This window comes from Peribacillus sp. GL_122 (genome assembly GCF_057835005.1).
Genome location: NZ_CM174415.1, coordinates 4428513 through 4441371, shown reverse-complemented (window position 1 = coordinate 4441371; position 12859 = coordinate 4428513). Strand labels below are relative to the sequence as shown.

The 12859-nt window shown below is 42.9% G+C and carries 9 protein-coding genes; 8 read left to right on the top strand and 1 reads right to left on the bottom strand.

The window, feature by feature from the left end; genetic code table 11:
• Positions 1-40 precede the first annotated feature (40 nt).
• A complete protein-coding gene (locus tag AC3ISB_RS21475; RefSeq protein WP_377408674.1) occupies positions 41-1438 on the bottom strand; it encodes a sigma-54 interaction domain-containing protein in 1398 nt (465 codons plus the stop codon).
• Positions 1439-1836: 398 nt separating this feature from the next.
• Here AC3ISB_RS21475 and pruA point away from each other — a divergent pair, with 398 nt between their 5' ends.
• The 8 genes from pruA to AC3ISB_RS21435 all read left to right on the top strand — a co-directional run bounded on the left by pruA (position 1837) and on the right by AC3ISB_RS21435 (position 12563).
• Positions 1837-3384, top strand: coding sequence for an L-glutamate gamma-semialdehyde dehydrogenase (gene pruA / locus AC3ISB_RS21470; protein ID WP_489274200.1), 1548 nt, complete (start codon positions 1837-1839; stop codon positions 3382-3384).
• Between the two features lie 18 nt (positions 3385-3402).
• Complete coding sequence (locus AC3ISB_RS21465) at positions 3403-4596, top strand: ornithine--oxo-acid transaminase (RefSeq protein ID WP_098373604.1); 1194 nt, start codon at positions 3403-3405, stop codon at positions 4594-4596.
• A 22-nt stretch (positions 4597-4618) separates the two neighbouring features.
• The gene (locus AC3ISB_RS21460; RefSeq protein WP_098373605.1) at positions 4619-5884 is read left to right on the top strand and encodes a Glu/Leu/Phe/Val family dehydrogenase; all 1266 of its coding nucleotides are present in this window, start codon (positions 4619-4621) and stop codon (positions 5882-5884) included.
• Between the two features lie 37 nt (positions 5885-5921).
• The gene (locus AC3ISB_RS21455) at positions 5922-6176 is read left to right on the top strand and encodes a biotin/lipoyl attachment domain-containing protein (RefSeq protein ID WP_098373606.1); all 255 of its coding nucleotides are present in this window, start codon (positions 5922-5924) and stop codon (positions 6174-6176) included.
• Between the two features lie 262 nt (positions 6177-6438).
• The gene (locus tag AC3ISB_RS21450) at positions 6439-7803 is read left to right on the top strand and encodes a sigma-54 interaction domain-containing protein (RefSeq protein ID WP_480339770.1); all 1365 of its coding nucleotides are present in this window, start codon (positions 6439-6441) and stop codon (positions 7801-7803) included.
• 237 nt (positions 7804-8040) lie between these two features.
• The gene (brnQ, locus tag AC3ISB_RS21445; RefSeq protein ID WP_489274197.1) at positions 8041-9375 is read left to right on the top strand and encodes a branched-chain amino acid transport system II carrier protein; all 1335 of its coding nucleotides are present in this window, start codon (positions 8041-8043) and stop codon (positions 9373-9375) included.
• A 90-nt stretch (positions 9376-9465) separates the two neighbouring features.
• On the top strand, positions 9466-11091 hold the full coding sequence (locus tag AC3ISB_RS21440; protein ID WP_489274196.1) for an amidohydrolase: 1626 nt from the start codon (positions 9466-9468) through the stop codon (positions 11089-11091).
• A gap of 296 nt (positions 11092-11387) precedes the next feature.
• Positions 11388-12563, top strand: a complete 1176-nt coding sequence (locus tag AC3ISB_RS21435) for a M20 family metallopeptidase (protein ID WP_452449650.1) — start codon at positions 11388-11390, stop codon at positions 12561-12563.
• Positions 12564-12859: the final 296 nt, after the last annotated feature.

Below are 12859 nucleotides of genomic sequence, written 5' to 3'. Positions count from 1 at the left end.
CCTCCATATTAATGGGGGCCTTTTTTGTGCGGGAATGATGTTATTTGACCTGATACTTTTTCAAGCGATATTGAAGGCTTTGGCGGCTAATATTCAATGCCTTGGCAGCTTGGGAGATATTCATGCCATGTTCTTTTAAGATTTTCTCCAAATATTGCTTTTCAGTATTGGCGATATAATCATCAAGAGATAAGGTCGACTCCTGTAAATCTCCATTTGCATGATTCTCTTTTCTTTCGGGATGAATGTCTTCCAAATGGGCTTTCTTCCTAAATAAAGTCGGAAGGTGGGTGATGGCAATTTTTGTATCGCCAGGTTCCATTAAATTCATGGCCCCCTCAATGATATGTTCAAGTTCCCTTACGTTCCCGGGCCAGTCGTAATCATAAAAAAGCGAGTAGACCTCTTCGCTGATCCCTTCAATATTCAATTCGAACAGCGCATTGAATTTCTCGATGAAGGATTGCGCCAGCAAGGGAATATCCTCTTTCCGTTCACGAAGAGGCGGGATGAATAACGAAACGACACTTAATCGATAATATAAATCCTTTCGTAAATGATCATTTGCAATGGCATCTATTGGATCTTCATTTATCGTTGCTATGACCCGTACGTCAATATTTTTATCTTTTGTATCCCCAACACGGCGAATCGTCCTTTCTTGAAGGGCCCTTAATAATTTCGCCTGCATATTCGGATTTAAGGAATTGATTTCATCAAGAAGGATGGTCCCGCCTTGTGCCTGTTCGAATAAACCTGGCCTTTCAATCGATCCGGTGAAGGCCCCTTTCTTCGTACCAAAAAGAATTCCTTCAATAAGACTATCTGGCAGGGCAGCACAGTTTTGGCTGATGAAAGGATGTGTCGAACGGCTGCTGCCATTATGGATGCTTTGGGCAAAGAGTTCTTTTCCCGTTCCCGTCTCCCCGACAATGAGGATGGAGGATGCCGTCCTGGTCGAACGCTTGCTTTTTTCAATGACTTCCAAGAAATTCTCACTCGTTCCGATGATGCTGTCAAACGTATATTTCGTATCGCCTTTATTCAAGATATTATCTTTAATGATTCTTTCAAGATTCGTTATATCCTTTGCCACTTCAATGGCTCCGATGATATTTTGATTCTGATCCAAAATAGGAAACGTATTATTGATTGTTGTAATTTCCTGTCCGAGATTATTGAAGTAGGTCTGCTTCGAGTTTTCGGTTTTCCTTCCAGAATGAAGCGCCCGTATTAATGTGCTCTCTGTTTCTTCCTTGAATATAAAGATCTCGTGAATCTTTTTCCCTAATACCTCTTCTGAATCCATGCCTTCTATTTCAGCCATTTTCTTGTTATATATAATGGTCCGCCCTTTTATATCGATTATATGTAACCCGATATCGATTACGTCCACTAGTGAATGGAGGATGGTTTGGAAACCTTCTATTTTAATGATTTGATCTAAATGCATGAATGCCTCCCGTTTTTCTTCTTTTCTTAGAGCTATTGTAGAGGAATTGAAGCAAAGGCGCAAATAAAATTTGCACAGCAAGAATATTTTGCATTGAAGTGCAAAGATATTTTGCGGAAAAAGTGCAAAAACGCTGTTTTTTATGGTTTTTCTAGTTGGCATGAATTTTGCATTAATAAAAAGTGTAAGGTTTAAGCGACAAAAATAGGGATTAGAGCAAAAAATAATGGCATACTATGTCAATTTTGCCCCAAAAGTGCTGAATTTCATTGCATTTTAAAAGAAAAAACATTATTTTTTTCGAAAAAATGAAAAGTTGGCACGGAACTTGCTTGATTAATAAGGGAGAAGTAAAAACATAAACTTTAGGGAGATGAGCCATAATGGTCCAACCATATAAACACGAACCATTTACTAATTTTAAAATCGAAGAAAACAAAGAAGCTTTTCAAGCGGCATTGAATGATGTAGCTAATGATTTAGGGAAGAAATATCCGCTGATCATTAATGGGGAAAAAGTGTTTACTGATGAAGTCATTACCTCTGTAAACCCAGCAAATAAAGAAGAAGTTATTGGAACTGTATCCAAAGCGAATAAGGATCTTGCTGAGCAAGCTATGCAAGCGGCAGATAAGACATTCCAAACTTGGAGAAAAACTAACGCGGAAGTGCGTGCAAATATTTTATTCAGGGCTGCAGCCACCGTTCGGAGAAGAAAACACTATTTCTCGGCACTATTGGTTAAAGAAGCAGGGAAGCCTTGGAATGAGGCGGATGCAGATACAGCGGAAGCTATCGACTTCATGGAATACTATGCACGTCAAATGCTGAAGCTTAAAGACGGCATGCCAGTGGAAAGCCGTCCGATTGAACATAATGCTTTTAATTATATCCCACTTGGTGTCGGTGTCATCATCTCACCTTGGAACTTCCCGTTTGCGATCATGGCAGGCATGACGACGGCTGCTCTTGTTTCAGGTAATACAGTCTTATTGAAACCGGCCAGCACAACACCGGTCATTGCAGCTAAATTCATCGAAGTGTTGGAAGAAGCGGGCTTGCCTGCAGGAGTCGTGAACTTCATTCCAGGAAGCGGTGCCGAAGTGGGCGATTATTTGGTAGATCATCCTCGTACACGTTTCATCAGCTTTACCGGATCTCGTGATGTTGGAATCCGCATTTATGAGCGTGCTGCAAAAGTTCATGAAGGTCAAATCTGGTTAAAACGTGTCATTGCTGAAATGGGCGGTAAAGATACGATCGTTGTTGATAAAGAGGCTGATCTGGAATTGGCGGCACAATCAATCGTCGCTTCTGCATTCGGATTCTCCGGTCAAAAATGTTCTGCTTGTTCACGTACCGTCGTAGTGGAAGATGTATATGACCAAGTCTTGAATCGTGTTATTGAATTAACGAAAGAAAAAATCGTCGGGGAACCAACGGATGTAAACAACTTCATGGGTCCGGTTATCGATCAAGCAGCTTACGACAAAGTCATGAGCTACGTTGAAATCGGTAAACAAGAAGGGAAACTTGTTGCAGGGGGAGAAGGAGACAATTCAAAAGGTTTCTTCATTCAGCCAACTATCATTGCCGATGTGGATGAAAACGCACGTGTCATGAAAGAAGAGATTTTCGGACCAGTGGTTGCATTCTGTAAGGCAAAAGATTTCAATCATGCAATCGAGATTGCCAATAACACGGATTATGGATTAACGGGTGCGGTCATCTCGAACAATATTGAACATATTGAACAAGCGCGTGAGGATTTCCACGTAGGTAACTTGTATTTCAATCGCGGCTGTACTGGTGCCATTGTAGGATACCAGCCATTTGGCGGATTCAATATGTCAGGTACAGATTCAAAAGCGGGCGGTCCTGATTATTTAGTTCTTCATCTTCAAGGAAAAACAACATCTGAAACGCTATAAATTTTAGGGGGAATCAACATGACAACATTAACGGATAAATTAATCGAGCAAACAGAACAATATGGTGCAAACAATTATAATCCACTTCCAATCGTCATTTCGAAGGCTGAAGGAGTTTGGGTGGAAGATCCTGAAGGCAACAAATATATGGATATGCTTAGTGCCTATTCAGCAGTGAACCAAGGCCACAGGCATCCGAAAATCATCGACGAATTAAAAAAACAAGCTGATCGCGTAACATTAACATCCCGTGCATTCCATAGTGATAAATTAGGCCCATGGTATGAAATGGTTTCTCGCATTACGCAAAAAGACATGGCATTGCCTATGAATACGGGGGCTGAAGCTGTTGAAACAGCAATCAAGGCTGTTAGACGCTGGGGTTATGATGTTAAGGGAATCGCAGAAAACCAAGCTGAAATCATTGCTTGTGTCGGGAACTTCCATGGCCGTACAATGGCAGCGGTGTCCTTATCATCCGATGAGGAATATAGAAGAGGCTTCGGACCGATGCTGCCAGGGATCAAGCTTATCCCTTACGGCGATCTTGATGCATTGAAAGAAGCGATTACACCGCAAACGGCTGGATTTTTAATCGAACCGATTCAAGGTGAAGCGGGAATCATCATACCGCCACAAGGATTCTTAAAAGAAGCTTACGACTTATGTAAAGAAAATAATGTCCTATTCGTTTCTGATGAAATTCAGTCAGGACTTGGACGTTCAGGAAAAATGTTCGCCTCTGACTGGGATGGAGTAGTTCCGGATATGTACATTTTAGGTAAGGCGCTGGGCGGCGGGGTTTTCCCAATCTCTTGCGTAGCTGCAAACCGTGAAATCCTTGGCGTATTCAATCCTGGTTCCCATGGTTCTACATTCGGCGGCAATCCATTGGCATGTGCGGTTTCCATCGCTTCATTGGAAGTTCTTGAAGAAGAGAAGCTTGCGGAACGTTCATTGGAGCTTGGACAATACTTTATGGATAGTTTAAAAGAAATCAAGAATCCAATGATTAAAGATATTCGCGGCAGAGGCTTATTCATCGGAGTCGAATTAACAGAAGCAGCAAGACCTTATTGTGAGCAGCTTAAAGAAGAAAAACTGCTATGTAAAGAAACACATGATACAGTTATCCGTTTTGCTCCGCCATTAGTGATTACAAAAGAAGACTTGGATTGGGCAATCGAACGTATTAAAAGAGTTTTATCCTAATATACCTATGAGGTGAATTCCATTGAGTACAACTGTCAAAGAAGAAAAAGAAACTGCCAGCTTGCTTGATTCAACACAGGTCGTAATCAAGGAGGCGCTTGATAAGCTTGGCTATTCTGAAGAAGTGTTCGAGCTTTTGAAGGAACCTCTTCGGATGCTGACCGTCCGGATTCCAATTAAGATGGATGACAATACGACGAAGATTTTCACTGGATACCGTGCCCAGCACAACGATGCTGTCGGTCCGACGAAAGGCGGAATCCGTTTTCATCCCGAAGTCGATGAGGAAGAAGTCAAGGCACTTTCAATGTGGATGAGTTTGAAATGCGGAATTGTGAATCTGCCATATGGCGGAGGAAAAGGCGGCATCATCTGTGATCCGCGCCAAATGTCCATCGGTGAATTGGAAAGGCTTAGCCGTGGATACGTTCGGGCAATCAGCCAAATAGTGGGGCCGACAAAAGATATTCCGGCCCCGGATGTTTATACGAATTCACAAATCATGGCATGGATGATGGACGAGTACAGTAGAATAAGAGAACACGATTCTCCTGGTTTCATTACAGGTAAGCCACTGGTACTGGGCGGTTCACACGGTAGGGAAAAGGCGACTGCACAAGGTGTCACCATCTGTATCGAGGAAGCGGCAAAGCGTAAGGGCATAGAATTGAAAGGTGCACGCATCATCGTTCAAGGGTTTGGGAACGCAGGAAGCTTTTTGGCCAAATTCATGCATGATGCAGGTGCGAAAGTGATTGGTATATCGGACGCATATGGTGCCATTTATAACCAGGATGGTCTGGATATCGATTACTTACTTGATAAAAGGGATAGCTTTGGAACGGTAACGACACTATTCGATAATACAATCACCAATCAGGAACTTCTGGAACAAGATTGTGATATTTTAGTGCCTGCTGCCATTTCCAATCAAATCACCAAAGAAAATGCACATCTTATCAAAGCCCAAATTGTCGTGGAGGCAGCGAATGGACCTACCACATTGGAAGCAACCAAGATCTTGACGGAACGCAATGTGCTTCTCGTACCTGATGTATTGGCAAGTTCAGGCGGTGTGACAGTTTCTTACTTTGAATGGGTTCAAAATAATCAAGGTTATTATTGGGAAGATGCTGAAGTCCAAACCAAATTAAAAGAGTTATTGGTCAATTCATTTAATCAAGTATACGAAATGTCCGAGACAAGAAAAGTGGATATGAGGCTGGCAGCGTATATGGTGGGTGTCAGAAAAATGGCAGAAGCCTCAATATTCCGTGGCTGGGTATAAGCTTTAGTCAAATAATGGAGAGTGGAGGAGTGATTCCGTGTTAAAACCGATTCATACCATCGAGTGTGCTCAGGATGGGACCGTCGAACAAGTTTACGTTCAAAAGAATTCCTATGTTTATGAATGGGAGAGGCTCTTTTTAGTGAAAACGGATGATGGGAAATTGATTGATGTTTCAATAGGTGCCAGCGGTCACATTACTGAAATTAATGTTTCGGCAGGGGATCCTATTAATAGAAAGCTTCCTTTAGCTTTGCTCCAAGACGATTTTGTTATAACTGGCTCTGATTGATTATAGGAAAGAGGGTGTTCCAAAGGCGGAAGCGATTTCCGCTTTGGGATGCTCTTTTTTTGTTGTGATCATTTAAATGGTGATGATAAAGCCAGGAAAAAGTTTGAAAAGAAAAAACGCCCTGTTTCATGGTAAAATATCAGAATGATTGGACAATGCATCAAGCAGTTTCAAACCAAAAAGCTACAAAGTGAATGGACCGATCTGCGGGAATTGTCTTGGGTTGAATATGTAAAGTTGAGAGGAGGCTCGAAGGGTGAATATGGATGTGGATATATTCAGGCGATTAACCGATTTTGATAATGTTTTGGTCGTAGATGATAAAGGGATGATCATTTTTTATGATATGGCAGATTTAAATGTCCTTAAAGAGCTTGGGATAAGGCCGGAAGAATTCATGGGGAAGAGTGTCACTTCCTTTTATAAAAACATCACGAACGAAAATAGTACGCTCATGAATGTGCTAAGGACGGGAAAACCGTTATGTAATATAAAACAAGAGATGATTACCAAAACGGGAGAGGTCATCGAAACGATCAATTCCACATTTCCGATAGCCGAAAACGGTAAAATCATTGGGGCCGTGGAATTCTCTAAGCGATTCTTTTCCAAAGATGCCATCCAACATTTGGACAAATATTCGAGCCATAAAATCTTCAGGAGAAATAATACCGTTTATACGGTCGATGATATAATCACGGTTAACCCTAAAATGGAAAGCATTAAAGATAAACTTGGAAGGATTGCGCTAACGACCTCAAATGTGTTGATCGTTGGGGAAACGGGCACAGGGAAAGAACTTATCGCCCAGGCGATCCATAATTTAAGCGATCGATTTGGAAAGCCCTTCATTTCACTTAACTGCAGTGCGGTTCCTGCAAGTTTATGGGAAAGCACTTTGTTTGGTACGAATAAAGGGAGCTTCACCGGGTCGGAAGATATGCCGGGTCTATTCGAACAGGCCGAAGGCGGAACTTTATTTCTGGATGAAATCAATTCCTTGGATATTGATCTTCAGGTGAAGCTTCTGAAGGCGATAGAAGAGAAAACGATCAGGAGACTGGGCGGAAAGAAAAATATCCGCTTGGACATTAGGGTGATTTCAGCAACGAATGAGGTACCGGATATTTTACTGGCTGAGAAACGGCTGCGGGAAGATTTATTCTATAGAATTGGTGTCGTGCAGATTGACTTGCCAAGTTTGATGGAAAGAAAAGAGGATATAGAGGTCCTTGTGAATCATTATCTGAATTTTTACAACAATACGATGAATATATATATAGACGGTGTTCAGGATGAAGTGCTCCAATGCTTCAAAAGATATCCATGGCCAGGGAATATCAGGGAATTGAAAAATGCGGTCGAGACGGCATATAATCATGTCCAGTCCAGTAGAATCACTCTTGATGATATTCCTGGAAGAATCAGAGATTATACGGAAGCTCCAATGGCTGAAGACAACAATCTTAATGTGGATTCCTTAAAAGATGCGGTTCAGCAATATGAAAAAGAGATCATTGTGCGTCAATTGAAAAACACGAATGGGAAAATTGCGGAATCTGCCAGACAGCTTGGCATCTCCAAACAATTATTGAAATATAAAATGGAAAAACATAAATTACGGTAAAAATTTTTTTACGCTAGGGGGAAAAATTTCACCACTTCTTAATGGATTTGGATAATCAAAGGGTCAAGATTCTATACGCTAAATAGAATCGTGGCCCTTTTTGCCTTGTATGTAGCGTCATAGGTTAGTATGGATAAAAACTATTAAGATTGGCACGGAATTTGCTTAATACTTAATAGTAGGATAGGCGTATTAAAAGATGTTTCATTGAGTGATAAAAAAAATAGAGGTGAATGGATGAATACAAACAAGAAAAAAGTACGTGACAGCCTTATTTTTGGTTTTGCTTTATTTGCCGTATTTTTTGGGGCTGGCAACCTGATTTTCCCTCCGTCGATCGGACTTGTATCAGGGTCGGATTGGCCTGTGGCGCTAGTTGGCTTCATTCTTACGGGAATCGTACTCCCTATACTGGGAGTTGTGGCGGTACTGAATTCAAAAGGGAAATTCGAAGAACTGACAAGGCCGATAAGCCCCTGGTTTTATAAGGTATTCAATCTGGTCGTCATGATAGGGATTGCGATGCTCGTCACTGTACCCCGGACGGCCGCTACGACCCATGAGATGGGGGTTCATACATTGTTCCCGAATGTACCATCTTTCGTGACGATGATCGTTTTCTTTGGATTGAATTTTTATTTTGCCAGCGATCGATCCAATCTCATTGATAAAGTCGGACAAGTGCTAACGCCTGCTCTGTTCGCGATTCTTCTTTTTATCGTCATCAAAGGCACTTTCGACCCATTGGGGGCGCCTGTAAATACGGAAATTCAAAATCCGTTTGGCCACTCCTTTTTTAGCGCTTATCAGACGGGTGATGTGTTCACGGGCCTTCTTTGTGCCTCGGTTTTCATTGGCTCGATTGCAGCAAAAGGATATGAGGAACCTTCCAAAATGAAGAAAGTGGTCCTGAATGGAACCATAGTGGCTGGTTTTGGGTTGCTCATCATATACGGAGGGCTTCTGTATATCGGTGCTACAGGAAGCGGGTTATTCCCGGAGGACATGGAAAGTGCGCAGCTGGTGACGGGCCTGGTTTATAATCTGCTTGGTGATTACGGCACGATTGCATTGGCTATAGCAGTTTCATTAGCGTGCCTTACCACCTCGATTGGAATAACTGCTTCGATAGCAGACTTCCTTAGCGGGTTGACGAAACAAAAAGTGAGTTATCGCAATTGGGTGATCGTCGTTTGTGCCACTGGAGTGTTGATGGGGCTAATGGGTGTCGAAAAGATCATTGACTACTCCGTACCGTTATTCATGGGAATTTACCCTGTTTCGATTGTGCTTGTCTTACTTGGCGTTTTCCGCAGATACATACCAAACGCGGGAGCCTATAAGGGGTCGGTCCTGGCCACTTTCATCATCAGTTTATGCGAAACATTGGAAAGCATAGGCATCCATATGGGATTCATGAATGATTTCATTTCCATCATTCCATTCAGTTCGTATGGGTTTGCCTGGCTCATTCCGGCAGTACTGGGATTCGTGGCGGGAACGTTCATCCACGGAAAACAGGCTCAGGAAATTCCTTCAAGCCCCATGAATGGCGAAAACCATTCATCTTAAATGTTGTGAAACGGCATAAGTTTAAGTGTGGAAATAAATGGAGGGTTAAGCTTTCATCATTTGATTTTACTTATTAAGGAGAGGGAAAGTATGAATGCGAATAAACGAAATATGAATTTTATTTATATAAATGGAAAAATATTTACAGCGAATCCGAAACAACCTTATGCGAGTGCCATGGTTGTTCGTAATGGGCGCATCGAGTGGGTTGGAGAACAGTCAGAGACAGATGGAATGAATGGGGAACGGATCGATCTTCTAGGGCGGCGGGTACTTCCCGGACTAATTGATGCACATCTGCATCCGCTATTTTTAGCTAAGGCAGCCAAGCAAATTCCATGTATGCCCCCTGTCGTTGAATCGATTGAGGATTTGATCAAGGCTGTTCATGAACAGTGTAAATCCCATAATTTAGGCGATTGGATTGAAAGCTGGGGATATGATGAAGGGAAATTGACCGAAGGACGGTCCCCTTCACGCTACGATTTGGATAGGGCGACAACGGACGTCCCTGCTGTCATAACCCGGACCTGCGGCCATATTATCGTCGTCAACAGCAAGGCATTGGAATTGGCCGGGATCACGAAGGACACGCCAAATCCAGCAGGGGGGGAGATTGACAGGGATTCAGAAGGGGAGCCGACAGGGATATTACGGGAAAATGCAAAAGAATTGGTCAATAAAGTGATGCCGGTTCAAACATTTGAAGAAGAAACAGATGCTCTTGCCGAACTGAGTCCCAAATTATTATCGCATGGGATCACTGCAATCACTGAACTCCTGGCAAGGACCCAGCCGATCGATTACTTGGATATGTATAGGGCAGCAAGCGAAAAGGGCCTAAAGCAACGTACAGTTTTATACTATATTTGGGAAGATATGAAAAATGATATGATCCTAGATAAGGGTAAAACAAACAGAGAAAGCCAGAATCATATAGGTGGGGTTAAGTTATTCTCGGATGGCAGTGTGTCGGGTCAAACGGCGTGGGTCGATCCGCCATTTTTAGGGGAAGAAAAGAACCATGGCATACAGATGACATCAGAGGCAGAGTTGTTAAGTGCAGCTGAAGCAGCCAGGAAAAACAATATTCAATTGGTCATACATGCAATGGGGGAGCAAGCGATCGATTTGATCGTGAATACCTTTTATGGAAAAACGGGATGGATCGCGGATGGTCCATCGATAAGGATCGAACATGCAGCCATGCCTACAAAGCAAGCACTTCAGCGGGCAGCTGAAACGGGTATCGCTTTTGTTCCCCAACCAATCTTCTTATATGCCGAAATCGAAAGCTACCTTAATAATCTGGGTGCAGATCGCACAAGGCGAACCTACCCCATCCAATCCATGTTAGAAGCAGGCATTAAACTGGCATTCTCTTCAGATGCACCTGCAACGGCATGGGTCGATCCGGTCAATCCGTTCGTTGGAATCAAGGCAGCCGTAACTCGTGTTGCCTATGACGGTACGGACACAGGTCAGGATCAGCGTGTAGATGTGCCTACTGCGATTACACTATACACGCGGGCAGCTCAGGAGATAACGAGAATCCCGGATGTCGGCCAGCTCACTCCGGGCTATCATGCAGATTTCATTGTGCTCGACCAAGATATTTTGGCGATCAGACCGGAGGAAATCGATAGGATTACAGTGGAAGAAACCTATATGGGCGGTTCTTTGGTTTATCAAAAAGAAAAGACGATAACTAAATAGAAGAAATAGGGACGAAAAGGGGGCAGGTTTCCTTTTCGTCCCTTTCACTTTCTTGGTACGGATGTTCAATAGTAGTAAAAAAAATTTTACGCTAGAGGGTAAAATTTTTTACACTTCCATGCGAGGAAGCCTGGAATCGATGTTGCCGTTTGAGTGTATAAGGCGCAAAGGGTTTGCTGAAATCCTATTTTTCAAGGAGCGGGAAGGTTAATTGCAGGAAATTAATAATTGGCACACAACTTGCTGATTTACTGGATGGATAGATCTTATAGTTCATATTTGAGGAGGAAATGGTCATGCAAAGTTTGAAGTTATATCCGGAAATAAAAAGTGTAAGAGAAGATGTGATTGCTTGGCGACGTCATTTTCACCAGCATCCGGAATTATCTTATCAAGAAGAGAAGACATCGCAATTCGTATACGAAACCCTGTTGTCCTTTGGAAACCTTGAAGTTACACGTCCGACAAAATACAGTGTGATGGCCCGCTTGATTGGTACACAGCCTGGAAAAACATTAGGCATCCGTGCAGATATGGATGCGCTGCCGATTGATGAAGAGAACTCTTTCGATTTTAAATCCAAAACACCAGGTGTCATGCATGCTTGCGGTCATGATGGTCATACGGCGATGCTTCTTGGTACGGCGAAAATCCTTTCCGGAATGAAAGATAGCCTGAAAGGTGAAGTCCGCTTCTTTTTTCAGCATGCCGAAGAGTATTTTCCTGGGGGAGCGCAGGAAATGGTAGATGCAGGCGTTATGGAAGGTGTGGATATCGTGATTGGTGCCCACCTCATGTCCACCTTTGAAGTCGGGAAAGTTGGCATCGTGTATGGCCCGATGATGGCTGCGCCGGATGGTTTCTTTCTGACCATCAAAGGAAAGGGAGGCCATGGTTCTGCACCTCATGAAACGATTGACAGCATCGCGATCGGTGCCCAGGTCGTTACGAATCTTCAATATATCGTGTCCCGCAATACAGATCCGTTGGACAACTTGGTTCTCTCCATCGGAAAGTTCGTTGGAGGGGAAGCGGCCAATGTCATTGCAAACTCCGTAGAGATTAGCGGGACGGTTCGAAGTTTTGATTTGAAATTCCGGGAATCCATGCCAATTCTTATGGAAAGGGTAATCAAAGGCATTACGGAAGCACATGGTGCCTCTTATGAATTTAACTATCTAACTGGATATCGGCCAGTCATAAATGACAATGAAGTCACCAAGCTCATTGAAGAAACTGTCCGTGAAGTTTATGGAGAACATTCTGTCGACCATCAAAAACCGACGATGGGGGCTGAGGACTTTTCGGCTTTCCAACAGAAAGCACCTAGCAATTATTTCTTGATAGGAGCCGGGAATAAGGAAAAGGGAATCACCTATCCCCATCATCATCCGCGTTTTACTTTTGACGAAGATGCCATGGAGTACGGTGTTAACATTTTTATCCATGCTGTTCGGAAAATTTTAGGTTAGTATTAAATGAGTGGCAAGGTCTATCTGGGAGAAGGAAAATAGAACTAGATTAACGAAAGTACTTTTAACGATAAATACAAGCGCCTTCGCTGACCGTACACCCTCCTAACAGGGTATGGTTTCGCGAAGGTATTTTAATTTGGAAGGGCATATTGCCATATTCCCCTTCATAAACTGTTATGGAACAAACAAGCCAGTAGACCAAGGGCAAGAAAGGAGTTGATCATGGTTGCTCGAAACCGGTTCAACCGCTTGACTCTATCCGTGTGAGCTTTCTAGGAATTTAAGCCCGCGAC